This window comes from Cellulomonas sp. PSBB021 (genome assembly GCF_002240455.1).
Lineage (GTDB): Bacteria > Actinomycetota > Actinomycetes > Actinomycetales > Cellulomonadaceae > Cellulomonas > Cellulomonas uda.
The window spans coordinates 2,664,315-2,686,010 of sequence record NZ_CP021430.1; the positions used below are offsets into that span (position 1 = coordinate 2,664,315).

Genomic DNA, 21,696 nt, shown 5'->3' on the forward strand with positions numbered 1-21,696 from the left:
GCGTCTCACTCAGTTGTCCCACCACAGTCCAGAGCGTCACGCTCCGGACAGCTTCGATGAGTTCCTACATCTGCCGCCGCCGTGGGATCTCATCCGAGTCGGCCAGATCTCACAGCGTCGGCCATTGCGCGTCTCGAAGCTCACCGACGTGGCCATGCCGGACGCTCGAGAGGAGGAGCCGAGATCAGCTCGAGCCGTGTAGGTGACAACCAGACTGCCAATGGGAGTCGGTCGCCCGGCTCTGGCGATAGACGCTCTTGACGTACTACAGGTCGAATTCCGCCAGCACGTCGTCGATCTCGCTGTCCGTTGCGCGCCACGGTCTCCGGGTCTCGGCCAGCTTGACGAGCCCGAGGAGGGCGACCGGGTCGTCTGCCACGAACCGCGCCTGTCCAAGTCGGGCCACCCAGCGACCCGAGTCCTGGCTCACATCGAGGTGCAGCCCTTTCAGGGCGAGGATCGCCGGGACGGCCGTGTCGCTCGCGGCTGCGATCTCGACGGGGCCGAGCCGCCCATGGACGGAGTCGAACGAGATGCCCGCCGCTGGGCAGCCACCTGCTGTGCACTCGATGTCGGGATCGCCGGGGTGCTCGAACTCGTAGTGGAAGCACGTGTAGTGCATCTGCTCGAAAACGCCGAACGAGCCTGCGTTGGCCACGACTTCCTTGCGGCAGCGACGACAGATCGGTCGAATCTCTCCCGAGCCACTGAGCACGTCGACGACGGTACCCCGGGGCGACCAGCCCGAGGAGTCCGACAGGTGGGCGGGACAAGTTCCTACACCCCCGGCCCACGCCCCTCGAGTTTGAGGGCTCTTCGCGGTTGTCGGTGTAGCAGAGGGCGTCGCAGACCTGGTGCCCGGCTCCTACGACCGGCGCGTGGACGGACTCTCGATCGGGCTGCAGCGGCTGAATGCCGCGCAGACGAAGTTCCAGCTCGTGGATCTCTGTGGGACCTGCGGGACTCGGCCTACGACACTCCTGAGGTGTGAGGCATTCACCGCGGAGGCGTTCGTGCAGGGGCTGGCGTCGGAGCTGGACGACTTGCCTGGCGATGACGACGGTGAGATCTCGGTGGCTGTCATTGCCCGTGCTCTGGGGAAGGCGCTCGATCTCCGGACTCGCGGACGCTAGGCCGCGTCGCCTGCCGCGGATCTGCGCGGTCCAGAGCGCAGGCGTGGCCTGAAGCCGCCGGTCTCGAGCAGTGATCGAGCGATGTAGTGGGTGTCGAGCGAAGGCTGCGACCATGGGCCGATGAGTGAAGCCCTTCCGAAGGTCGCGATCGAACTCTGGAGGTCCGACGCCATCGTCCTCTTCGACTGGCTGATGACCGTCGATCTGAACACGGTGCCGATCACTCACCCAGCCGAGAAGCAGGCGCTGATGGATCTGCTCACCCGACTGGAGCACGAGACCGATGTGCCCTGTGTGACTCAGGAACAGATCGATGCAGCCCGGGTCGAGGTCGCCCGAGACATGGGCTGGTAACTGATCGACGCCTGCCCGCTACCTCAGACGCAGCGAGACCCGATGCTCGGCCCATGCCCTTCGATCCCCGGGTGAGCGACGAGATCCAGTTCCTCACCGACGGGCGCACCTTCGAGCCGAGAGACAGGAATGCCGGCGACTGCATCGCGGTCTTCGGGGAACTGCGGAGCGGACAGCGCTGGCGTCCTTATGGCGTGAAGCGTTCTGCGCCAGGTGCCTCCGCCCCCACGGCGAAGCCGGCCCGGGGTCGAGCCGCAGCGCCCTCGGACGGACGGAACAGCCCCAGCACTTGAGGCCGACTCCAGACGTTTCGTTCGACTCCATCGAAGGACCGGGCACCGTCGACCAGGACTCTCGCGACTGGCCAGGCCCGCCGTCGTCGTTCACCTCGAACTGCAGATCCATGCGCGAGCGCGCCCGATGGCGGCGCGTGCATCACTCAGCGCGAGTACGGAAGCCGTTCGAGTCCGGCCGCGGCCACCATCTGCTCGTACCACGCCAGCAGTTCCGCGGAGCGTGGGCCATCGATGTGGTTCGAGAGCGTGTCCCGGACGAAGAGCCCGGGGAACCTGCGGCCCGGTTGGATGACCAACTGAGCGTTGCCGTTCCATACGAGGCGCTCCAAGGGCGCCAAAGGCTCGGGCTGTTCATGCGCGCCGGTTTGCCACCAGTCCACCGACACCGAAGCGCCCTCGAGCCTTGCCACACGGCCGAGCACGTAGTCCTCGATCGCTCGTGGGAGTCGGACGTCATGGTCTTCGATGTAGTGGGACAGCCCCTCAGGCCACACGAGGACGCCGTCGGTGTATTCGCTGGCTCCGTTGTGCTGGCCGCAGAACCTGCACGGCGACAGGCCCATGAAGTGCCGGAGGTACGTGCCCGCATTGAGATAGCCGACGACGACGTAACGCTCGTCCTCGTCCCAGGTCGGGTCGACCATGTCGTACGGATCGGGGTACTCGGGATGCTGGCCGTTGCGCCAGTACCCGATCAATCGCAGGGCCACTCCCGACGCTCCTCCTGGTCGCTCCTCCCGGCAGCGCCGGTAGCAGGATCCTGGCACGGCGGCCCTTCGGCCCTGCCCTTGTAGGTTGCTGCGCATGCGCTTGGAGGTCGACGCGATCCTGTTCGACATCGACGGGACATTGGTGGACTCGACCGCTGCTGTCGAGCGCGCGTGGCGGAAGTGGTCCGCTGCCCGCGGGACCGACGCCTTGGAGGTTCTCCGGGTCTGTCACGGGCGCCGCTCGGAGGACACCGTGGCCGAGTTTCTGCCGAGCGACCAGCGCGCCGCGGCGGTCGCTGAGCTCGAGCGGCTGGAGATGGCAGAACTCGGTGACGTGACCGCGCTCCCCGCCACGCGGGACCTCTTGTCGCGCCTCCCATCCGAGCGATGGGCCGCGGTGACATCGGGGTCGCAGCTGCTGATGCGCGCGCGGCTGGCCGCCGCCGGGCTACCGGTGCCCGACATCTTGGTAGCGGCCGAGGATGTCGTGCTGGGCAAGCCCGATCCGCAGGGATATCTGAACGCGGCCCGGCAGCTCGGCTTCGACCCTCGCCGGTGCCTCGTCGTGGAAGACGCACCCGCTGGCCTGGAGGCGGGACGTGCAGCGGGGGCGCACGTGCTCGGGGTGGCGACATCCCACCAGGCCCACGACCTGAGCGCAGCGCACGTGGTGGTACCCGACCTCACGGCCTGCATCGTCGAGGTGACTGCCGAGGGCCTGGTCATGAGCACGGCACGCTGAGTCGACCGGCCCGGGCGTCGTCGAGACGCGGAACCCGCGTGGCCGGCGGTCCGGCCGCGCTAGCGTCGGTCCGTGCATCGCTACCAGGACCGTGCCCGTCGAGGGCTTCGACGGGGCATCGTCGCCGCCGTGTCGTTCGGCATCCCCCTCGTCGCGCTCACCGGGTGCGCGGACGACGAGGTCGAGCCGTCGAGTCCGGTCGCCGGCGCGATCAGCGCGTGCCTCACGGCCGCGCAGGAGCAGAGCCAGCTCGAGCTTCCGGCCGACGACGGCGACGGCCTCGACATCAGTGTCGACGTCGACAGTCAGGGCTGGTGGGCGGTCGTCGCCGCGACGCGCGGCGCGGACCCGAAGCTGACGTTGACCTGCACGGCCGTCCCGGACGGCGGGCCGCTCGGAGCCCGCGCAGCGTCGTGGTCGGTAGCGGAGGGATAGGCGACGATCGCGGCGGGCCCGCCCTTCGCGGGCTTGCTGCGGTCAGGGCTGGCGGCGGTGGAGCGTCCACGCGTCGGCGGTGTCGAGGTCCCCGTCGGTCACGCGGGTGAAGACGAGCCGGTCGTGCAGCCGGTCGCGTCGGCCCGCCCAGAACTCGACCTCGTCGCACGCGATGCGCCAGCCGCCCCACCCGTCGGGGACCGGGACGTCGTCGGGGGACCCGGTGTCCGGGTAGAGCGCGGCGTACCGCTCGTAGGCGGCGACCAGCGTCGCCCGGTCCGCGACCGGCTGCGACTGGTCCGACGCCCAGGCGCTGATCCGCGACCCCCAGGGTCGCGTCGCGAAGTAGGCGGCGATCTCGTCGCGGCCCACGGGGACCGCCCGCCCGCGGAACCGGACCGCGCGGTACATCGCCGGCCACGTGAGCGACGCGGCGACCGACCCGGTGGCGACGATCTCCCGGCTCTTGGCCGACCCCAGGTCGGTGACGAAGCCGGGCCCGCGCTCGTCGAGGAAGCGCATGAGCACGGTGCGGACGTTCGCGTGCCCGTCGGAGTCGACCGTCGCGACGGACAGCGCGGTGGGCTCGACGACGTCCCCGCGCTCGGCCTGCCGCGCCTGCGCGTCGGCCACCCACGCCCGGACCTGCCGCAGCGGCGTCGGCGCCACGCCGTCCTCGCTCAGCCCCTCACCCGCGTACTCGCTGCGCACGCCGCCATCCTCGCTCACTCGTGCTCGATCGCGACCGCGTCCTGGCCGGCCCAGCCGGGCGCGCCCGGGTCCACCGCGGCGTCCCCGACGAGCGTCGCCAGGCTGGCCTCGAGGTGCGCGAGCTCCGCGGCACCTAGCTTCTCCTCCCACCGGGCGCGCAGGTCCTCGAAGACCGCCTCCCCCTCGCGCAGGACGTCGCACCCGCGCGCGGTGACCTGGAGGCGGTTGCGTCGCGCGTCGGACGGGTCCGGTTCGCTCGACACGTAGCCGCGCGCGACGAGGACCGCGACGGTCTTCGCGGCCGCCTGCTTGGAGACGGACAGACGACGTGCGACGTCGGACGCGCTGTCGGCGCCGGCGATGATCGCGCGCATCGCGAACTCGTGGGTCGGGCGGAAGTCGTCGTAGCCGCGGGCGGCGAGCTCGACCATCGCGCCGTCGACGAGCGTGCGGAAGCCGCCGAGCAGCAGCAGGGCGAGGTCGGCGCCGGACCGGGACATGACGACGAGCCTAGACACTCCGATGGACATGGACAACTAGGTTGTCTACTGTGATGGACAATCTAGTTGTCTATCTCAGGAGTCGACGATGAGCACCACCAAGGCGACCATCCCCGCCGTCACCCACCACACCGCACCGATCAACGGTGCCCAGATCCACTACGTGACCGCAGGCACCACCGGGTCGCCCCTCCTGCTCGTGCACGGGTTCCCCGAGACCTGGTGGACGTTCCACAAGGTCATCCCGCTCCTCGCCCGGACCCACCAGGTCATCGCCGTGGACCTGCGCGGCTTCGGCGACTCCAGCACCGCCGAGGACGGCCACGACAGCGCGACCGCCGCGGAGGACCTGCACGGCCTGATCGAGCACCTCGGCTGGGGACCCGTGCACGTGACCGCGCAGGACATCAGCGGCGGAACCGTGTTCCGGCTCGTGGCCGCGCACCCGCGGGACGTCCTGAGCCTCACGGGGATCGAGATGGGCCTGGCCGGGTTCGGCCTGGAAGGGCTGGCCGACGTCACGCGCGGCGGCTCCTGGCACATCGGCGCCCTGACGGCGGCCGGCATCCCGGAGCTGCTGCTCGCCGGCCGCGAGCGCGAGCTGCTCGGCCAGTGGGCCTTCCCGAGCATGACTGCCGTCGCCGGGGCCGTCACCGACGCCGACGTCGACGAGTTCGCCCGCACGTACGCCCGGCCCGGCGGCTGGCGCGGGGCCGTCGGCCTCTACCGCTCGATGCTGACCGAGGGCGACGACCTCAGGGCCCTGGCGGAGTCGAGGCCGGTGACCGTGCCCGTGCTCGCCGTCGGCGCCGGCGGCGGGCCGTTCACCGCCGCGACGCTCGGCCAGGTCACGGCGGGTGAGGTCACCGCCGTCCAGCTCGACGGCGTCGGTCACTACACAGCGCTGGAGGCTCCCGAGGCGCTCGCGGCGGCGATCCTCGACTTCACCAGCTCGGTCGACGCGGCCTGATTCGGGGGGCCGGCGCGGCCGCCCGCCTCGCCGCAGCCGCTCGTCGGACTGGCACCCACGACGACGACAACAACGACGACGGTGCCCCACGCCAGCTCGGTGTGGGGCACCGTCGTCGGACGGTCGCGTCCGCGGACGCTCAGGAGCTCAGAGCGTGATGACGACGGTCGAGATGCTCCGCGCGGGGACGTCGACCGTCACCTGGCTGCCGTTGACGCTCGTCGTCCGGGGCGCGCGGCTCGAGTACTGCGACGTCATCGTCTGGAGCGCGGACCGGATGTCCTGCGGTGCCTGGATGACGGCGCCGTTCACCGCGCTCGTCGAGCGGTTGAGGATGACGAGCGTGACCTTGCCGTCACCCTGGTAGGCCGTGACCTCGAGCGGGGAGGCCTTCGAGCTCTTCGTCAGACCGACGCGCTGGTAGCCGGGGCGGACGTACTTGGAGTACTGCGAGAACGCCCAGCCGCGCTTGAGGACCGCGCCGCCGGTGGTGCCGTACGCCGACTCGCCGTCGCCGATGAACGAGTAGTAGCGCCGCCCGTACCACCAGACGTACGCGCTCCAGTTGGCCTGCATCGAGCGGTCCACGGTGTACATGACCTTGTCGAGGGTCTCGTTCCAGGCTGCGGCGTTCGACGGGTCGCCCCAGATGTTCGAGCCGTTGCCGTCGGCCTGGTGGTAGTTCCACTCGGTCATCCACTGGTTCTTGCCGTACTGCGCGGCCAGCGGGTACGGGGAGAGGTTGGGCCCGTTCTCCTGGCCGTAGATGTGGCCGCCGACGTACCCGATGTTGTTGCGGGCAGTGGCGTCGTTGAGCGTCGGGTCGCTGTAGGAGCGGTTGAAGCCGAGCGACTCGGCCACCATGAGCTTGGTGTTCTGGACCTTGGCGCCCTGGTCGCGCACGAAGGTGCGCAGCTGGTCCCCGGTCCAGGCCATGGAGTCGTAGTCGGGGTGCCAGTCGGGCTCGTTCTGCACGGACGTCACGTCGATGGCCACGCCCTGGTTGCGCATGTACTGCACGTAGCTGTTGAGGTGGTTGGCGTAGTCGTCGTAGTAGTCGGTCTTGAGCGACCCGCCGCCGGTGCGGCTGTTGTTCGTCTTCCACGCCGCGGGCGCGGTCCACGGCGAGGCGAGGATCTTGACGTTCGACCCGTACGTCTTCGCCGTCTTCAGGGCGCTGACCTGCGCTCCCCACTCGCTCGACACGGGCGAGATGCCCGTGCGCACGATGGACAGGCCGAGCTGGTTGTCACCCATCCCGACGAGCGTCTGGGTGTCGGCCGTGGACCAGGCACCTCCCCAGATCGACACGGCGGCGCCGAAGCCGTCGATCGTCTGGTACTTGGTGCCGGTGTTCACCGTGAGGTCCGCGGGTGAGCCGGGGCGCGGCGTCTGGCTCACGGAGGGCGACGGGGTGGGCGTCGGGGTCGGGGTGGGGGTCGGCGTCGGGGTGCCGGTGGTCGACCCCGTGCACGTGGTCCCGTTGAGCGCGAACGTGGTGGGCGACGGGTTGGAGGCGCCGGAGGTGCCGTTGAAGCCGATCTCCGCCGAGGCGCCGGTGCCCAGGGAGCCGTTGTACGACGCGTTCCTCGCGGACACCGTGGCGCCGCTCTGCGTGAGGCTGGTGTTCCACGCCTGGGTCACGGTCTGCCCCGCGGGGAAGGTCCAGGTGAGCAGCCAGCTGCTCACGGCGTCACCGAGGTTGGTGACCTTGACGTTCGCCGTGAACCCGCCGTTCCACTGGGACGGGACGACGTAGTCGACGCGGCAGCCGGTCGCGGCGGATGCCGCGGGCGCCACGGCGACCGTCCCCCCGGTGAGCAGCGTGGCCAGCGCCAGAGCCGCCGGCCACGTTCGGCGCCGCCATTGAGTTCCTCGCATGATTCGTCCAATCGCTGTTGGTCGTTCGATGCGCGCCGACGGCCCTCGTCGGCGGTGGGCGGACGGGGCCGGGGTGCCCGGATGGCGCGACTATCTCGGGCCGGATCGGCCTTGTCCACCGCCCCTTCCCCTAACCGTTTGGGCCGATCGCGAGGCTCGCGAAGTCCGTGCAAAAGTGGGCGGATCCCGCTCTGTGAGCGCTCACATCGACAGGCGGACCCGGCGCCGGCCAGGGCTCGCACGACGTGCTCCCCACCGCGACGACGCGGCCCGGGGCCCGGACGGACGGCGCACGGCCACCCTCAGGAGGCAGACATGCACGGAATCGGCCGACGGCTGCTGCTCGCCGTCACCCTCTGCATCGCACTGGCGGGCGGTGCCGCGGCGACGTCCGCGCCCGCCACCGCCGAGAGCAACGGGGGCACCCGCGTGATGCCCCTGGGCGACTCGATCACGGAGGGCTACCCGGGAGGCGGCGGCTACCGCGTCGGGCTGTGGCAGCGCCTCGCGCAGAACGGCTACACCACCGACTTCGTCGGGTCCGCCTTCAACGGGCCGGGCAGCCTGTGGGACCACGACCACGAGGGTCACGGCGGCTGGCGGATCGACCAGATCGACGCCAACGTCGTGAACTGGGTGCGCACCTACCAGCCCCGCACCGTGCTCCTGCACATCGGCACCAACGACATCACCCAGAACCGTGACCTGGCCAACGCCCCGAACCGGCTCGCGGGGGTCATCGACAAGATCACCAGCACCTCCCCGCAGACCGACGTCTTCGTCGCGACCCTCATCCCGATCTCGTTCGCGGACTCGCAGGTCCGCGCGTACAACTCCGCCATCCCCGGCATCGTGTCGAGCAGGGCGGCCGCCGGGAAGAAGGTCCACCTCGTCGACATGTACCGGGCCCTGACCACCGCCGACCTCGGCGACGGCGTGCACCCCAACGCCACGGGCTACGACAAGATGGCCGCCGCCTGGTTCACCGCGCTGCGCGCCGTACCGGGGAGCATCGGGAACCCCAGCGGCGGAGGCACGGACCCCGGCGGCAGCACCGGCCCCGTGGACTCCTCCGCGTGGTACGTGCTCGTCAACCGCAACAGCGGCAAGGCGCTCGACGTGTACAACCTGTCCACCGCCGACGGCGCGCGCATCACCCAGTGGTCGCGCAACAACGGCAACCAGCAGCAGTGGCAGTTCGTCAACGCCGGCAACGGGTTCTACAAGGTGAGGTCGCGGCTCTCGGGCAAGGTGCTGGACGTGTCCGCCAGGTCCACAGCCGACGGTGCGGCGATCATCCAGTGGAGCGACAACAACGCCGCCAACCAGCAGTTCAGCCTCCAGACGATCGGCGGGTACGTCCAGCTGATCGCCCGCAACAGCGGCAAGGCCGTCGAGGTGCAGGGCGCGTCCACGGCCGACGGCGGGAACATCGTCCAGTACACCGACTGGAACGGCGCCAACCAGCAGTGGCAGCTCGTCAAGGTGGGCTGAGCCCGACGAGCGGGCGGCGCGACGGCGTGGGCCGCGGCGCCCGGTAGGTGCGGAACCCGAACTTCCTCCCGGTTGGTGCATCCGAGCGCACCTTCCGGGCGGAAGGAGGACAAGGGCGCCGACGAGGACGCCCTGCGGATCCCGATCGTCGTGCTGCGGGACGCCGACCGCAACGACGTCAACCCGCTGCTCGTGCGGAGCAAGCTCGACATCAACGCCGGCAACGCGCAGATCGCCCACGGCATCTCGTTCGTGCTGCGCCCCGCCGACCTGTGACGCCCAGGCGCCCGCCCGGTACCACCCCGGGCGGGCGCCGACCGGGGCGCCGCACTTCCGCCGACGAGCCGGCGGCTGAAGAATCGGTGACATGTCCGGCACTCCAGACCTCTCCGGCTACCAGGCCTCCGACGAGAACCCACCGCCCCGCCGTGACGCGGCAGCGCTCGCCGCCGGCATGCGCAGCGAGTACGAGCTGCTGGTCAAGGTGGTGTCCGACTTCGACGGTCGTCTGCTCACGATCAAGGGCTGGTCCGTCACGCTCTCCCTCGCCGCTCTCGTCCTCGGGTTCCAGCACGACCACTACGCGCTGTTCGGCCTCGCGGCCGTGAGTGCGCTGGGGTTCTGGACCATCGACGCGCTGACCAAGGTCCACCAGGTGCGCTACTACTCGCGCATGCGCGACCTCGAGGTCGCGTCCTTCCACCTGAACCGCGTCGACCTGCCGACCGGGCTCAAGGGCTTCTCCTCACCGCGGATCGACGTCTCGTGGTCGTACAAGGGCGACGAGCCCGACTGGCGCGGTGACCCTCCGTGGCGGCTCGACCCCGCGACCGTGCGGCGGCTGGTCCGACGGTCCTGGCACATGCCGCACGTGGTGCTGCCGCACGTCGTCGCCGTCGTCGTCGGCGCGGTCCTGTTCGTCCTGGCCGTCACGGGCGTCGGCCAGCTCGGGGACATGCAGCCCTGACCGGCCGGCGTCGTCAGGAGGTCCCTGGAGCCCGCCTCCCCCCGGCGGGCGGGCGCCGGGTGACCGCGTCGACCGCTCGTCGGACCTCGTCCTCGTCGTGCGGCTCGGTGTCGAGTGCGCGGTGGATCGTCAGTCCCTCGATGAGGGCGTCCAGCACGCGGGCGGTCGTCGGGTCGAAGTGACGCTCGAGGGCGTGGCGGCTGCGTGCCATCCACGCATGGGTCAGCTCGCGGTACCGCGCGTCGCGTGCCGCGAGCGTGTACAGCTCGTGGGTCAGCACGAGCTCGCGGGGGTCGACGAGCACGTCGTGGCCGATGAGGTCCACGACCGCGCGACGGGCGTCGTCGACGCTCGCCGCGTGGGCCATGCGCTGCTCGAACCGGTCGCTGACCTGCCGCGAGAAGCGTGCGAAGGCCTCGTGCAGCAGCTCGTCGACGTCGGTGAAGTGGTACGTGATCGAGCCCAGGGGGACGTCCGCGGCCGCGGCGACGCGGCGGGTCGAGGCTCCCGCGACGCCGACCTCGCCGATCACCTGGAGGCACGCGTCGATGATGCGGTCACGGCGCTCGGGATCGAACCGGCGGCGCCGGGGTGGGGCTCCCTGTGGTCCCACGTCAGGCGTCGTCCCCGATCCCGCGCACGACGCGTGCGGGGTTGCCGACCGCGACGACGTCCGCGGGCAGGTCCTTGGTGACGACGGCACCCGCCCCGACGACCGTGTTGTCCCCGATGGTCACGCCGGGGCAGACGATCACGCCGCCGCCGAGCCAGACGTTGTCGCCGAGCGTGATCGGCCGTGCGGCCTCGAGCTTGTCACGGCGCGGCTGGGGTTCGACGGGGTGGGTGGGCGTGAGCAGCTGCACGTTCGGGCCGATCTGGCAGTCGGCGCCGATCGTGATGGCGGCGACGTCGAGGGCCGTGAGGTTCGAGTTGACGAACGTGCGCGCGCCGATGCGGATGTTCTCGCCGTAGTCGACGGACAGCGGCGGCTTGACGTAGGCGCCCTCGCCCAGGTCGCCGAGCAGTGCGACGAGGTGCCGGCGCGCATCCGGCTCGCCGGCCGCCTCGGCGCGGTGGTACTCGTACGTCAGCCGGAGCGCCTCGCGTGCGATGCGCTCGCTCTCGGCGTCGTCGGCGATGTACAGGTCGCCGGCGAGCATGCGCTCGCGGTTGGTTCGGGGGTCGTCGGCGAAGTAGTCGGGGCTCATGTGTTCGATCGTACGCATCGCGACCCGGTGTCCCGACGAGCAGTCAGGACACCTTGCCCTTGAGCAGGCGGTGCCAGTAGACCGCCGGTTCGAGGTACCGGTCGAAGGCGAGCAGCGACCGCCGCGGGCGCACCAGGTCAGGGAACCGGAACGTCGGGTCGGGCGTGCCGTCGCGGTCGAACTCACCGAGCAGCAGCCGCCGCCGGTCGGTGGTCACCGGGGCGACGGTGTAGCCCTCGTACCGCCGCATCGGTGCGCCCGTGCGGCGTGCGGCGATGTTGTGCGCGACGACGGGCACCTGCTTGCGCAGCGCACCGCCCGACGGCGGGGTCCGCACGTCGGCGGCGTCGCCGAGGCCCCAGACCGTGGGGTGCTCGACGTGCTGCAGCGTGTACGGGTCCACCGCGACGAAGCCGTCGCTCGCCGCCGTGGCGAGACCGGACCCGGCGATCCACGCGGGCGCGCGGTGCGGCGGCGCGAGGTAGAACGCGTCGTAGTGCACCTCGTCGGGCCCGTCCGGTCCCGAGACGCGGACCACGCGGCGCTGTGGGTCGACGCTCTCGACCCTGGTCCGCATCCGCACGTCGACGCCGAACCGCCGCGCGGCCGCGCGCAGCTCACGGTCCGCCCGCTCCTGCCCGACGAGCGCGTCACCCTCGTGGACCAGCCGGATGTCGATCGCGTCGAGCACGCCCGTGCGGCGCCAGTGGCCGGCGAGCGTGAGCATGGGCTTGAGCGCCACGGGGCTGCACGGCACGTGGCGGTCGCAGACCGCGAAGACCGCGGTCCCGCTCGTGAGCGACGAGAGCATTGTCCAGGTCTTGGCGGCGAGCTCGGGCAGGTAGCTGGTCGCCGCGGCCGGCGTCGCCATGGCCGCCTCGGCGCCCGGCACCGCGTCCCAGTCGACCTGCGACCCCGGGCACACCACGACGTCGGTGCCGTGGAGCACCTGGCCGCTCGCGAGCCGCACGTGCGACGCCTGCGGGTCGACGCCCGTGACCTCGTCGCGGTACCACCGCACGCCGTCCGGGACGACGTCGCGCTCGGGTCGGCGCAGGTCGTCGAGCGTCGCCATGCCCGACGCGACGTAGGACAGCAGTGGGCGGTAGTGGTGCGTGTCGCGGGGGTCGACCACCGCGACGTCACGGCACCCGTCGCGCCGCAGCTTGGCCGCGAGCGAGATGCCGGCGTTGCCGCCGCCGATGACCAGCACGTCGTGATGCGTCGGACCGCCCATGGGCCGTGCCCCCTCACCGATCGACGCCCGGACCGGCCACGCTAGGCGACCCGCCCGCCGGACGCGCGGGGAGAGGTCCGACCGTCCGCCGTCGAGGTATTGACAGGAATGTTTGTCAAGGCGCACGGTGGAGTCATGCAGGACGTCGAGGTCATCGAGGACGCGAGCGCGGCGGCGACCGCGCTGGACCCCGTGCGTGCCCGGCTGCTGGGTGAGCTCCGGGTGCCGGCGTCGGCCGCGGGGCTGGCAGCCCGGGTGGGCATGGCCCGCCAGAAGGTCAACTACCACCTCCGCTCGCTCGAGGCCCACGGCCTCGTGGAGCTCGCCGACGAGCGCCGCCACGGCGGCATCACCGAACGCGTGCTGCAGGCCTCCGCGCAGGCGTACGTCGTCTCGCCGGCGGCCGTCAGCCCGTCCGCGGCCGACCCGGCCGCCACCGCCGACCACCTCTCGGCCACCTACCTGCTCGCGCTCGCCGGCCGCCTGGTCCGCGAGGTCGGGTCGCTCGCGCGGCGGGCCGGCTCGTCGGGCGGCCGGCTCCCGACGATGACGGTCGACACCACGATCGGCTTCCGCTCGGCCGCCGACCGTGCGGCGTTCGCCGAGGACCTCACCGCGGCCGTGCTCGACCTGGCCGCGCGCTACCACCACGACGACGGACGGCCGCACCGCCTCGTCGTCGCCGCCCACCCCGTCCCCGAGGAGGAGACATGAGCCCGAACCCCGACGTCCCGTACCGCCTGGAGTTCAGCGTCGAGGTGCCCGGCACGCCGGACCAGGTGTGGGACGCGATCGCCACCGCCACCGGCATGAGCGCCTGGTTCCTGCCCACCGACCTCGACGAGCACGAGGGCGGGTCGCTGCACTTCGCGATGGGTCCCGACATGGGCTCGGACGGCCGGGTCACCGGCTGGGACCCGCCGCGGCGCCTCGAGTACGAGGAGGACTGGGCCGCCCTCATGGGCAAGGACCCGGCCGAGCTGAGCCCGCTGACCTCGGAGTTCCTCGTCGAGGCACGCTCGGGCGGCACGTGCGTCGTGCGGGTCACCACCAGCGGGTTCGGGGTCGGGGCCGACTGGGAGCAGGAGTGGTGGGACACGCTGGGACCGGGCTGGCTCCCGTCGTTCGACACCCTGCGCGCCTACCTGCGGCACTTCGCGGGGCAGGCCGCCACGCGCATGGACGTCAGCGCGTCGTTCCCGGCCGACGAGGCGGCGCTGTGGACCGTGGTGCGCGACGAGCTGGGCCTGACCCGTGCGGGCGCCGCCGTGGCGGCGAACGGCGCCACGGGCAGCGTCGAGCACGTCGCCGAGCGGCATGCGGTCGTGCTGCTCGACGCGCCCGTCCCCGGCCTGCTGAGCGTCGGGGTGTGGCCGGGCGAGGACGGTGACGCGCTCGCGATCGTGCGGGCCTCGTGGTTCTCCGACGACGCGCCCGAGCACGGGCGTCGCGCCGAGCCCGCCTGGCAGGCGTGGCTCGACGCGCTGCCCGTCGGCTCAGCCCGGCTCGACCGGTAGCCACAGCTCGACCGTGGCGGTGCTGAAGTCGTCAGCGCGGTCGACGACCGCGACGACCTCCGGTCCGGGCCGCAGCCGCCACGGGTTGGAGGGGAACCACTCGGTCGCGGTCGCGGCCCACAGGCGCTGCAGCGCGTCCGGGTAGGGGCCGGACGCACGGAACACCGCCCACGCGCCCGGCTCGACCGGCAGGGTGTCGAGGTCGTCGGGGACGGTGCCGGCGTCCGCGACCGCGACGCCGTGCAGGTAGGTGAGCTCGGCTCCCTCGCGCCGGTCCGGGTCCAGGTCGGCGCTGACGGCGAGCAGGCCGCGCGGTTCGGTGTCGCCCAGCGACCTGAGCCGCTCGTGCTCCTGGGGTGCCAGCGACGCGACGTGCTGGGCGATCGCCGGGTTGACGCCCTGGTGCACGAGCGGCACGCGCGCGGCGTGGCCGACGAGGTGGAAGGCGGGTCGGGTGACGAGGCGGACGTCCATGGGTGCCGCTCCTTCGACGGTCAGGCGGAACCTGAGGCGGGGCTGGGTGCGGAAGGGTCCGCCGTCACGCCGGGCCTGACCGGGAGTCAGCCCGTGCACCGACTGGAACGCCCGCCCGAACGCCTCGGCCGACCCGTAGCCGTGGCGCACGGCGAGGGTCAGCAGGTCGTCGGCCCCGGCGACGAGGTCCGCCGCCGCCGCCGTCATCCGCCGGCGAGCTCCCGCGCGTGCGGCCGGGCGGCGCCCCGAGGTCCTGCCGTAACTGTTTCAGGCCGCGCCCAGCGGGTTGCGGACGGGGACGCCGCTGCGACGATGCGAAGTGATGTGAGCGCTCTCATGCAGCTCCGACCGGGCGGAGCGCCTGCACCACGACCTCGCGGCAGCCGGCCGCGACCCCACCGCACAAGGGAGTGCCCCATGAGAACGTCTCGTCGTCGCCGCTGGTGCGCCGCGCTGGCCACGGCCGCCCTGACGGTGTCCGGCCTCGCGCTCGGCACGGGCGGCGCGCAGGCCGCCGCGCCACTGGCCCAGGCCGCGCCACTGGCCCGGGCCGCCGCACCCACGGTCGCGGAGCCCGCGCCGCTGCCGCCCCTCGGCTGGAACAGCTGGAACACGTTCTACTGCAACATCAACGAGCAGATGATCCGGCAGACCGCGGACGCGATGGTCAGCTCGGGCATGGCGGCCGCCGGGTACCAGTACGTCGTCGTCGACGACTGCTGGATGCAGGACACGCGCGACGCGAACGGCAACCTGCGGGCGCGCACCGACCGGTTCCCGTCGGGGATGAAGGCGCTCGGCGACTACATCCACGGCAAGGGGCTGAAGTTCGGGATCTACCACGCGCCCCGCGAGAAGACCTGCAACCAGTATTTCGCCAACCTGCCCGGCACGTCGTCGTACGGGCGCGAGCAGCAGGACGCGAACCTGTTCGCGTCCTGGGGCGTCGACTACGTCAAGCACGACTGGTGCGACCCGCGCGGCAACGTGAGCGAGCAGGCCACCGTCTTCAAGCGGTTCGGCGACGCGCTCAAGGCCACCGGCCGCCCGATCGTCTACTCGATCAACCCGAACAGCGCGCACTCCAACACCGCCCCGACCTACTCGGGCTGGGGCGCGTTCGCGGACATGTGGCGCACGTCGGAGGACCTGTCCGCCTCCTGGTCGACCGGCTGCTCGCCGTCCGCCGACTGCTTCGTCGGCATCACCGAGGCCCTCGACATCGTCGAGCCCATGCGCGAGTGGACCAAGCCGGGCCAGTACAACGACCCCGACATGCTGATGGTCGGGGTGCGGGGCGCCCTCAGCCCGACCGAGAACCGCGCCCACATGAGCATGTGGGCGATGCTCAGCGCACCGCTCGTCGCGGGCAACGACCTGCGGAACATGAGCTCCGACGTCCGTGCGGTCCTCACCAACCGCGACGTCCTCGCGATCGACCAGGACCCGCTGGTCCGCCAGGCGGACCGGGTGCGCGACGACGGTGACGCCGAGGTGTGGGCGAAGCCGCTCGCGGACGGCTCGGTGGCCGTCGCGCTGCTCAACCGCGGCAACGGCAGCAGGCAGATCTCGACGACGCTCGGCCAGGTCGGGCTGGGCTCCGGCACGTACCAGTACCGCGAGGTCTGGACGGGGGCGACGGGCACGACGACGGGGCACATCTCCGCGCAGGTCGCCCAGCACGGCGTCGCGCTGTTCCGCGTGAGCACCAGCGACGGCTCGACCCCGCCGCCTCCGCCGCCGCCGACCGGCACGGGCCTGGTCAGCGCCTCGTCGGGACGCTGCCTCGACGTGCCGAACAGCGCGACGACGAACGGCACGGGCTTGGTGATCTGGGACTGCCACTCCGCGGCCAACCAGACGTGGACCGCGGGCACGGACGGCACGCTGCGCTCGCTGGGCAAGTGCCTCGACGCGGCCCCGAGCGCCACCGCCGGCACGCGTGTGCAGCTGTGGGACTGCAACGGCGGCACCAACCAGCAGTGGACGCTCGAGGGCAACGGCACGATCCGCGGGGTCCGGTCCGGGCTGTGCCTCGACGTCGACCACAACCTCACGGCCAACAACACCGCGGTGCTGCTCTGGACGTGCACGGGCTCGGCCAACCAGGTCTGGTCGCGCCGGTAGGGGCGGGCAGGCTCGTCGGGCGAGGGGTCAGGAGACGACGTCGAGGCCGGTCGCCCGCGCGGCGTCGTCGAGACCACCGGCGTTCTGGACGTCGTCGAAGCCGAGGTCCTCCAGGCGGTCGACGGCGACACCCGCGCGGTTCCCCGTGCGGCAGTACACGACGTAGCTGCCCTCGGGGTCGAGCGTGGCGACCTGGGCGGCGAAGTCGGGGCTCTGGACGTCGTAGTTCACGGCGTCCTCGAGGTGCCCGGCGTCGTACTCGGCGGCCGTGCGCACGTCGATCACGACCGTGTCCGCGTCCATCTCGATGCCCGCCGGCGTGCTCGTGCAGCCCGCCAGCGCGAGGGCGCCGGCCAGGACGACCGCGCCGGGGACCAGCGCGGTCCGTCGGTTCCTCGTCACTCGTCGCTCTCCTTCGTCAGGCCGGGGGGTCAGCGGCCGAAGAGGCGTGCGAGGAAGCCGCCCGACGAGGGCGCGTCGGGGTGCCCGGGGCACCACTGGGACGCGGGGACGGAACGCTTGACGTCGGCGACGTGCTGGCCGCAGCCCTTCCAGGTCGTCTTGCCGCAGGTCTTGCAGGTGGCGGGGTAGCACATGGGGTTCTCCTCGAGGTGGTGGGGGTGCGGGGTCAGACGGCGGCGCGCTCGGCGGCGAGCTGCTCGCGGACCGTGTCCATGTCGACGGCCTTGATCGCGTCGACGAGCTGGTCCAGGTCGTTCGCGCGCAGAGCGCCGGGCTCGGCGAACAGGATCACGCCGTCGCGGAACGCCATGAGCGTCGGGATGGACGTGATGGAGAAGCCTGCGGCGAGCTGGGGCTGCGCCTCGGTGTCGACCTTGCCGAACACGACGTCCGGGTACCGCTCGGACGCGGCCTCGAAGATCGGGCCGAACGACCGGCACGGTCCGCACCACTGCGCCCAGAAGTCCAGGAGGACGATCCCGTTCCCGGCGACGGTCTCCTGGAGGTTCTCGAGGGTGATCTCTCGCGTTGCCATGTCCCGACCATATACCCCTGGGGGTATCACTGTCACGTCGAGGCAGGCGCACGACGAGCGCGCGTCAGCCCAGCAGGCCGGCGAGCGTCGCCGCCGCGTCCAGCCGCGCGATGCGCGGGAGGATCACCTCCAGGCTGTTCACGTGCGCGGCGGCGACGAGGTCCGTGACGGCGTCGTGCGCGACGACCACCTCGTACCCGAGCTCGCGCGCGGTCCGCGCGGTGGACTCCACGCCGATGCTCGTCGCGATCCCGGCGACGACCACCGAGCGCACGCCCCGGCGGCGCAGCCGCGAGTCGAGCTCGGTGCCGGTGAACGCGTCCCACCCGCGCTTGGCGACGTGCAGGTCGGACGGCGAGACGGGGACGCGGGGGTCCAGTTCGGAGAAGTCGGCGGGCTGCGCGACGGCGGGGCCGGGCGAGTCGGTGCGGCCGCGCAGCAGGTCGCCGCCGTCCGGCGAGAACTCGGTGCGCACGCGGACGACCGGGCGCCCGGCCCGGTGCGCGGCACCTGCGAGCAGGGCGCCGCGGGCGACGACGACCGCCGGGTCGTGGACCGTCGGGAGCGCGGTGATGCCCTTCTGGAGGTCGACGAGGACGAGGGCGGTGGCGGGGTCGAGTGCGTCGACGGGCATGGGGTGGCTCCTGACTCGGGACGAGAAAGACAGCAAGACTGTCTATCGCCGTGACGCTCGATGTCAAGCAAGACTGCACAGTTCTGCTGCTCGTCTGGGTACGCTGCGAGCATGGACGACGCATTGCTGGCCGCCGAGCTCCGCCTGCAGCTGGGCCGGCTCGTGAGACGAGGACGCGCCGAGGACCCCCGCCCCCAGGCCCTGACCGCGGTCCTCGGGCTGCTCGCACGCGAGGGTGCGCTGACCACCAGCGAGCTCGCCGGCGCCCAGCGCGTCCGCCCCCAGTCGATGGCGCGCACGGTCCGCGCGCTCGAGGACGAGGGCCTCGTCGAGCGCTCCACGGACCCGACGGACGGCCGCAAGTCGCCGCTGGTGCTCACCGCGCACGGCCGCGTCGCGCTCGAGCAGGAGCGGCGGCGCCGGACGGACTGGCTCACGCTCGCGCTGGCCGAGGCACTCGACCCCCGGGAGAAGCAGACGATCGAGGCCGCCGTCCCGCTGCTCGCCCGCATCGTCGCCTGGGACGAGCACCGTGCGGACGGACGCGACGAGGCATCCGCCCCGTGAACCGGACGGATCGCCTCTACGCGCTCGTGGACGAGCTGCGCGCCGTCTCGCCCCGACGCCGGAGCGCGCGCTGGCTCGCCGCGCGCTTCGAGGTCTCGGTGCGGACCGTCGAGCGGGACCTGTCCGCACTCCAGCAGGCGGGCGTGCCGATCTGGGCCGAGCCGGGACGCACGGGCGGGTACGCGATCGACGCGTCCGCGACGCTCGGACCGATGGCCTTCACGCGCGACGAGGCGCTGGCGGTGCTCGTCGGGCTCGGCACGCTGCGTCGAGGACCGTTCCGGGAGTCGGCGGGGACGGCCCTCACCAAGTTCCTCGCGGTGCTGCCCCGCGAGGACGCCCGCCGGGCCGCCGCGCTCGCGGGCAGGGTCCACCTGCTCGAGCCCGAGGAGGAGGACACCGTCCCGACTCAGTTCGCCGCCGCGCTGCGCGCAGGACGCGTGGTCCGCCTGGTCTACCGGGACCGGGACGGCGTCGAGACCCGGCGCGAGGTGGAACCGCTCGGGTCGGTCGGCAGGGACGGCACGTGGTACCTGGTCGCCTGGTGCCGGTTGCGCGACGGGGTGCGCGCGTTCCGCGGCGACCGGATGGTCCGCGTCGAGCTCACGGACGAGCGCCCCACCCCGCGTGCGCTGCGGCCGCAGGACCTCCGGATCCCGACCGGGGTGCTGCGGCCCGTCGTCGACCACCCCTCCTGACACGTCGGGCACACCCGCGCACAAACACCGACAGGACGCTGTCGCGGACCGGCGGGACGCTGGGACGACCGATCCCCGACCTGGAGGTTCTCCCGTGCCGTTCGCATCGATCCGTCTCGTCACCGACGACGTCGACCGCCTGGTCGCGTTCTACGAGCGCCTCACCGGGGAGGTCGCGGCCCGTCCCGCCCCGGTCTTCGCCCAGCTCGGCGGCCCGGGCGCGGCCCTCGCCATCGCGAGCACGCAGACCGTCGCGATGCTCGGCGGCGCGGTGGAACCCGGGGCCAACCGCTCGGTGATCGTCGAGTTCGAGGTCGCCGACGTCGACGCCGAGCTCGCCCGGCTCCAGCCCGACCCGCAGGACGTCGTCCTGCCGCCGTCGACCATGCCGTGGGGCAACCGGTCCGCCCTGCTCCGGGACCCGGACGGGAACGTCGTGAACCTCTTCAGCCGTCCGCCTGCCTGACCGGCCGCGCGTAATCGATTTGCGCCCCGGGCCGGTGCGACGGCCCCGCCGCCCGGGGCCCGCGCGGAGGTGAAGACTCGGGCCGATCGCTGACCACCAGAGGAGCTCGTCATGTCGTCGCCCGGGAAGATCCGTTCGTGGAGCCGACTGCTCGCCGTGCTGCTGGCGGGTGGCGCGCTCGTCGGGGTGCAGGCCCAGGCGCACGCCGTGCCGCCCGGCGGCGAGACCGGCCCGGTGACGGGCAACGCGACGTGGTTCGACAACCTCGGCGCGCCGTACGGGGGCTGCGGGCTGCCGCAGGACCAGCTCGAGACGCAGAGCTGGATCGCGCTCAACGTGTTCAACACCCCCGGCGACTACGCGATGTACCCGCGCCCGATGGCCGCGGACGACCCGAAGCTCGGCCTGTTCGACAACGGCCGCAACTGCGGCCGCTGGGTGCGCGTCTCGATCGACGACTACTGCACCGGGATCAACGACGGCGCCGCCGGGCAGGCGTTCTGCCGCAACGGCTCGTGGGTCGCGGACAAGTACAACGGCGCCACGCTCGACATGCTCGTCGCGGACTCCTGCGGCGACCCCAATGCGTGGTGCCGCGACGACCCGTACCACCTGGACCTCGCGCACGCGGCGATCAACACGTTCGTCAAGAACGGCGCACCGGTCGGTGACCTGGAGCCTGCGCACTGGGGCAACCGGCACGTGACCTGGCAGTTCATCGAGGCGCCGAACTACTCCGGCGACATCGAGATCGGGTTCATCCAGGGCTCGGAGAAGTGGTGGGCCGGGGTGTCGATCAACCACCTGCCCAACGGCATCCACGGCGTGGAGAACTTCACCGGCGGCGCCTGGGTGAGCGCGGCGATGAACGTCGACATGGGCCAGTCGTTCCTGGTGAAGCCGACGACGACCGGCGGCACCGACTACCGGATCCGCGTCAAGGACGTCGACGACCAGTACCTGTTCGGTGGCCGCGAGTACTCCTTCTCCCTGCCGACGAGCTGCGGCGGCAAGTGCTCCGCGCCGCGGACGGTCGTCCCGTACACGACGAAGGGCGGGGACGACTCGACCCCCACCCCGACGCCCACGCCGACGACGACGCCGACCCCCGACCCGACGGTCACGCCGACCCCGACGCCGACCCCCACTCCCACTCCCACTGCGACGCCGACCCCGACGCCGACGCCGACCCCGACGCCCACCCCGACCAGTGGCCCGGCCACCTGCACCGCGACGTTCCGCGCCGTGAGCACCTGGCCCGGCGGGTACCAAGGCGAGGTCACGGTGACGGCCGGCGCCTCGGCGATCTCGTCCTGGACTGTCACGCTCTCCGGCGCGTCCGTGAGCAGCCTCTGGAACGGGACCGTGACGACGTCCGGCTCGACGACGACCGTCGCCAACGCGCCGTACAACGGCACCGTGGTCGCCAGTGGGACGACGAGCTTCGGATTCATCGGCTCCGGCTCCCCCGGCACCCCGCAGCTGACCTGCGCGGCCTGACGTCCCCGACGCCGACGCCCAGCGTCGACAAGCCTGCCCCGGCGGGTCCGACACCCCAGCGTGGGTGACGGGCCCGCC

27 protein-coding genes and 1 pseudogene are annotated in these 21,696 nt (G+C 72.1%); 15 read left to right on the plus strand and 13 right to left on the minus strand.

Annotation, left to right across the window (positions count from 1 at the left end; translation table 11 throughout):
• Positions 1 to 265 precede the first annotated feature (265 nt).
• The gene (locus CBP52_RS12245) at positions 266 to 715 is read right to left on the minus strand and encodes a hypothetical protein (protein ID WP_157732601.1); all 450 of its coding nucleotides are present in this window, start codon (positions 713 to 715) and stop codon (positions 266 to 268) included.
• Positions 716 to 878: 163 nt separating this feature from the next.
• Between CBP52_RS12245 and CBP52_RS12250 the strand changes: the two genes are divergently transcribed.
• Positions 879 to 1,133 (plus strand): hypothetical protein, encoded by a 255-nt coding sequence (locus CBP52_RS12250; RefSeq protein WP_157732602.1) that lies wholly within the window; start codon positions 879 to 881, stop codon positions 1,131 to 1,133.
• Between the two features lie 120 nt (positions 1,134 to 1,253).
• The gene (locus CBP52_RS12255; RefSeq protein ID WP_094181185.1) at positions 1,254 to 1,487 is read left to right on the plus strand and encodes a hypothetical protein; all 234 of its coding nucleotides are present in this window, start codon (positions 1,254 to 1,256) and stop codon (positions 1,485 to 1,487) included.
• A 439-nt stretch (positions 1,488 to 1,926) separates the two neighbouring features.
• Here the strand turns inward: CBP52_RS12255 and CBP52_RS17970 are convergent, their stop codons facing one another.
• Positions 1,927 to 2,493 carry a hypothetical protein gene (locus CBP52_RS17970; RefSeq protein WP_198303447.1) on the minus strand — a complete coding sequence of 189 codons (567 nt, stop codon included), beginning with the start codon at positions 2,491 to 2,493 and terminating at the stop codon, positions 1,927 to 1,929.
• Between the two features lie 94 nt (positions 2,494 to 2,587).
• Here CBP52_RS17970 and CBP52_RS12265 point away from each other — a divergent pair, with 94 nt between their 5' ends.
• Together CBP52_RS12265 and CBP52_RS12270 are read left to right on the plus strand one after the other, a co-directional pair.
• A complete protein-coding gene (locus CBP52_RS12265) occupies positions 2,588 to 3,235 on the plus strand; it encodes an HAD family hydrolase (RefSeq protein WP_094181186.1) in 648 nt (215 codons plus the stop codon).
• Between the two features lie 72 nt (positions 3,236 to 3,307).
• Entirely contained in the window at positions 3,308 to 3,670 is a 363-nt protein-coding gene (locus CBP52_RS12270) for a hypothetical protein (protein WP_157732603.1), read from the plus strand.
• Positions 3,671 to 3,712: 42 nt separating this feature from the next.
• Here CBP52_RS12270 and pdxH read toward each other — a convergent pair whose 3' ends face one another.
• On the minus strand, positions 3,713 to 4,381 hold the full coding sequence (gene pdxH / locus CBP52_RS12275; RefSeq protein WP_232514470.1) for a pyridoxamine 5'-phosphate oxidase: 669 nt from the start codon (positions 4,379 to 4,381) through the stop codon (positions 3,713 to 3,715).
• Between the two features lie 14 nt (positions 4,382 to 4,395).
• Positions 4,396 to 4,881, minus strand: coding sequence for a MarR family winged helix-turn-helix transcriptional regulator (locus CBP52_RS12280; protein WP_094181189.1), 486 nt, complete (start codon positions 4,879 to 4,881; stop codon positions 4,396 to 4,398).
• 88 nt (positions 4,882 to 4,969) lie between these two features.
• Between CBP52_RS12280 and CBP52_RS12285 the strand changes: the two genes are divergently transcribed.
• Positions 4,970 to 5,851, plus strand: coding sequence for an alpha/beta fold hydrolase (locus CBP52_RS12285; protein ID WP_094181190.1), 882 nt, complete (start codon positions 4,970 to 4,972; stop codon positions 5,849 to 5,851).
• A 147-nt stretch (positions 5,852 to 5,998) separates the two neighbouring features.
• Here the strand turns inward: CBP52_RS12285 and CBP52_RS12290 are convergent, their stop codons facing one another.
• Positions 5,999 to 7,651, minus strand: a complete 1,653-nt coding sequence (locus CBP52_RS12290) for a cellulose binding domain-containing protein (RefSeq protein WP_232514471.1) — start codon at positions 7,649 to 7,651, stop codon at positions 5,999 to 6,001.
• Between the two features lie 396 nt (positions 7,652 to 8,047).
• On the opposite strand from CBP52_RS12290, the gene CBP52_RS12295 reads away from it, so the two are divergent.
• The 3 genes from CBP52_RS12295 to CBP52_RS12305 all read left to right on the plus strand — a co-directional run bounded on the left by CBP52_RS12295 (position 8,048) and on the right by CBP52_RS12305 (position 10,193).
• A complete protein-coding gene (locus CBP52_RS12295; protein ID WP_094181192.1) occupies positions 8,048 to 9,226 on the plus strand; it encodes an RICIN domain-containing protein in 1,179 nt (392 codons plus the stop codon).
• Between the two features lie 72 nt (positions 9,227 to 9,298).
• The gene (locus tag CBP52_RS12300; protein WP_232514472.1) at positions 9,299 to 9,502 is read left to right on the plus strand and encodes a hypothetical protein; all 204 of its coding nucleotides are present in this window, start codon (positions 9,299 to 9,301) and stop codon (positions 9,500 to 9,502) included.
• Between the two features lie 91 nt (positions 9,503 to 9,593).
• Complete coding sequence (locus tag CBP52_RS12305) at positions 9,594 to 10,193, plus strand: hypothetical protein (protein WP_094181193.1); 600 nt, start codon at positions 9,594 to 9,596, stop codon at positions 10,191 to 10,193.
• 13 nt (positions 10,194 to 10,206) lie between these two features.
• Here CBP52_RS12305 and CBP52_RS12310 read toward each other — a convergent pair whose 3' ends face one another.
• The 3 genes from CBP52_RS12310 to CBP52_RS12320 are packed head-to-tail and all read right to left on the minus strand — an operon-like array spanning position 10,207 to position 12,638.
• Positions 10,207 to 10,806 (minus strand): TetR/AcrR family transcriptional regulator, encoded by a 600-nt coding sequence (locus tag CBP52_RS12310; protein ID WP_094181194.1) that lies wholly within the window; start codon positions 10,804 to 10,806, stop codon positions 10,207 to 10,209.
• Position 10,807: 1 nt separating this feature from the next.
• Positions 10,808 to 11,401, minus strand: coding sequence for a sugar O-acetyltransferase (locus tag CBP52_RS12315; RefSeq protein ID WP_094181195.1), 594 nt, complete (start codon positions 11,399 to 11,401; stop codon positions 10,808 to 10,810).
• 43 nt (positions 11,402 to 11,444) lie between these two features.
• On the minus strand, positions 11,445 to 12,638 hold the full coding sequence (locus CBP52_RS12320) for an NAD(P)/FAD-dependent oxidoreductase (protein WP_094181196.1): 1,194 nt from the start codon (positions 12,636 to 12,638) through the stop codon (positions 11,445 to 11,447).
• 135 nt (positions 12,639 to 12,773) lie between these two features.
• Here CBP52_RS12320 and CBP52_RS12325 point away from each other — a divergent pair, with 135 nt between their 5' ends.
• On the plus strand, positions 12,774 to 13,352 hold the full coding sequence (locus tag CBP52_RS12325) for a helix-turn-helix domain-containing protein (protein WP_094181197.1): 579 nt from the start codon (positions 12,774 to 12,776) through the stop codon (positions 13,350 to 13,352).
• Positions 13,349 to 14,155 (plus strand): SRPBCC domain-containing protein, encoded by an 807-nt coding sequence (locus CBP52_RS12330; RefSeq protein WP_094181198.1) that lies wholly within the window; start codon positions 13,349 to 13,351, stop codon positions 14,153 to 14,155. Before CBP52_RS12325 ends, CBP52_RS12330 begins: the two co-directional genes overlap by 4 nt.
• On the opposite strand, the pseudogene CBP52_RS12335 reads toward CBP52_RS12330, so the two are convergent.
• Positions 14,135 to 14,848, minus strand: a pseudogene (locus tag CBP52_RS12335) (GyrI-like domain-containing protein); the annotation flags it as partial. The gene CBP52_RS12330 and the pseudogene CBP52_RS12335 sit on opposite strands and share 21 nt — an antisense overlap.
• A gap of 198 nt (positions 14,849 to 15,046) precedes the next feature.
• On the opposite strand from CBP52_RS12335, the gene CBP52_RS12340 reads away from it, so the two are divergent.
• Positions 15,047 to 16,756, plus strand: a complete 1,710-nt coding sequence (locus CBP52_RS12340) for a glycoside hydrolase family 27 protein (RefSeq protein ID WP_094181200.1) — start codon at positions 15,047 to 15,049, stop codon at positions 16,754 to 16,756.
• Between the two features lie 27 nt (positions 16,757 to 16,783).
• Here the strand turns inward: CBP52_RS12340 and CBP52_RS12345 are convergent, their stop codons facing one another.
• The 4 genes from CBP52_RS12345 to CBP52_RS12360 form a co-directional block, all read right to left on the minus strand.
• On the minus strand, positions 16,784 to 17,158 hold the full coding sequence (locus CBP52_RS12345; RefSeq protein WP_232514473.1) for a rhodanese-like domain-containing protein: 375 nt from the start codon (positions 17,156 to 17,158) through the stop codon (positions 16,784 to 16,786).
• A gap of 29 nt (positions 17,159 to 17,187) precedes the next feature.
• Positions 17,188 to 17,352 (minus strand): hypothetical protein, encoded by a 165-nt coding sequence (locus CBP52_RS17975; protein WP_094181201.1) that lies wholly within the window; start codon positions 17,350 to 17,352, stop codon positions 17,188 to 17,190.
• Positions 17,353 to 17,384: 32 nt separating this feature from the next.
• Positions 17,385 to 17,753 carry a co-chaperone YbbN gene (locus CBP52_RS12355; RefSeq protein WP_094181202.1) on the minus strand — a complete coding sequence of 123 codons (369 nt, stop codon included), beginning with the start codon at positions 17,751 to 17,753 and terminating at the stop codon, positions 17,385 to 17,387.
• 64 nt (positions 17,754 to 17,817) lie between these two features.
• On the minus strand, positions 17,818 to 18,387 hold the full coding sequence (locus CBP52_RS12360) for an isochorismatase family protein (RefSeq protein WP_094181203.1): 570 nt from the start codon (positions 18,385 to 18,387) through the stop codon (positions 17,818 to 17,820).
• Between the two features lie 111 nt (positions 18,388 to 18,498).
• Here CBP52_RS12360 and CBP52_RS12365 point away from each other — a divergent pair, with 111 nt between their 5' ends.
• From CBP52_RS12365 to CBP52_RS12380, 4 genes are all read left to right on the plus strand, one after another.
• The gene (locus CBP52_RS12365; protein WP_094181204.1) at positions 18,499 to 18,954 is read left to right on the plus strand and encodes a MarR family winged helix-turn-helix transcriptional regulator; all 456 of its coding nucleotides are present in this window, start codon (positions 18,499 to 18,501) and stop codon (positions 18,952 to 18,954) included.
• Positions 18,951 to 19,652 (plus strand): YafY family protein, encoded by a 702-nt coding sequence (locus CBP52_RS12370; RefSeq protein WP_094181205.1) that lies wholly within the window; start codon positions 18,951 to 18,953, stop codon positions 19,650 to 19,652. The genes CBP52_RS12365 and CBP52_RS12370 overlap by 4 nt, the downstream gene beginning before the upstream one ends.
• 94 nt (positions 19,653 to 19,746) lie before the next feature.
• Positions 19,747 to 20,118, plus strand: a complete 372-nt coding sequence (locus tag CBP52_RS12375) for a VOC family protein (protein WP_094181206.1) — start codon at positions 19,747 to 19,749, stop codon at positions 20,116 to 20,118.
• A gap of 111 nt (positions 20,119 to 20,229) precedes the next feature.
• On the plus strand, positions 20,230 to 21,618 hold the full coding sequence (locus CBP52_RS12380; RefSeq protein ID WP_094181207.1) for a cellulose binding domain-containing protein: 1,389 nt from the start codon (positions 20,230 to 20,232) through the stop codon (positions 21,616 to 21,618).
• Positions 21,619 to 21,696: the final 78 nt, after the last annotated feature.

Excerpts from the sequence above, each read along its gene's own strand:
- CBP52_RS12255 (WP_094181185.1), top strand. The coding sequence starts at position 1,254 with ATGAGTGAAGCCCTTCCGAAGGTCGCGATCGAACTCTGGAGGTCCGAC.
- CBP52_RS12265 (WP_094181186.1), top strand. The coding sequence starts at position 2,588 with ATGCGCTTGGAGGTCGACGCGATCCTGTTCGACATCGACGGGACATTG.
- CBP52_RS12280 (WP_094181189.1), bottom strand. The coding sequence starts at position 4,881 with ATGTCCCGGTCCGGCGCCGACCTCGCCCTGCTGCTGCTCGGCGGCTTC.
- CBP52_RS12285 (WP_094181190.1), top strand. The coding sequence starts at position 4,970 with ATGAGCACCACCAAGGCGACCATCCCCGCCGTCACCCACCACACCGCA.
- CBP52_RS12295 (WP_094181192.1), top strand. The coding sequence starts at position 8,048 with ATGCACGGAATCGGCCGACGGCTGCTGCTCGCCGTCACCCTCTGCATC.
- CBP52_RS12305 (WP_094181193.1), top strand. The coding sequence starts at position 9,594 with ATGTCCGGCACTCCAGACCTCTCCGGCTACCAGGCCTCCGACGAGAAC.
- CBP52_RS12315 (WP_094181195.1), bottom strand. The coding sequence starts at position 11,401 with ATGAGCCCCGACTACTTCGCCGACGACCCCCGAACCAACCGCGAGCGC.
- CBP52_RS12320 (WP_094181196.1), bottom strand. The coding sequence starts at position 12,638 with ATGGGCGGTCCGACGCATCACGACGTGCTGGTCATCGGCGGCGGCAAC.
- CBP52_RS12325 (WP_094181197.1), top strand. The coding sequence starts at position 12,774 with ATGCAGGACGTCGAGGTCATCGAGGACGCGAGCGCGGCGGCGACCGCG.
- CBP52_RS12330 (WP_094181198.1), top strand. The coding sequence starts at position 13,349 with ATGAGCCCGAACCCCGACGTCCCGTACCGCCTGGAGTTCAGCGTCGAG.
- CBP52_RS12340 (WP_094181200.1), top strand. The coding sequence starts at position 15,047 with ATGAGAACGTCTCGTCGTCGCCGCTGGTGCGCCGCGCTGGCCACGGCC.
- CBP52_RS17975 (WP_094181201.1), bottom strand. The coding sequence starts at position 17,352 with ATGTGCTACCCCGCCACCTGCAAGACCTGCGGCAAGACGACCTGGAAG.
- CBP52_RS12355 (WP_094181202.1), bottom strand. The coding sequence starts at position 17,753 with ATGGCAACGCGAGAGATCACCCTCGAGAACCTCCAGGAGACCGTCGCC.
- CBP52_RS12360 (WP_094181203.1), bottom strand. The coding sequence starts at position 18,387 with ATGCCCGTCGACGCACTCGACCCCGCCACCGCCCTCGTCCTCGTCGAC.
- CBP52_RS12365 (WP_094181204.1), top strand. The coding sequence starts at position 18,499 with ATGGACGACGCATTGCTGGCCGCCGAGCTCCGCCTGCAGCTGGGCCGG.
- CBP52_RS12380 (WP_094181207.1), top strand. The coding sequence starts at position 20,230 with ATGTCGTCGCCCGGGAAGATCCGTTCGTGGAGCCGACTGCTCGCCGTG.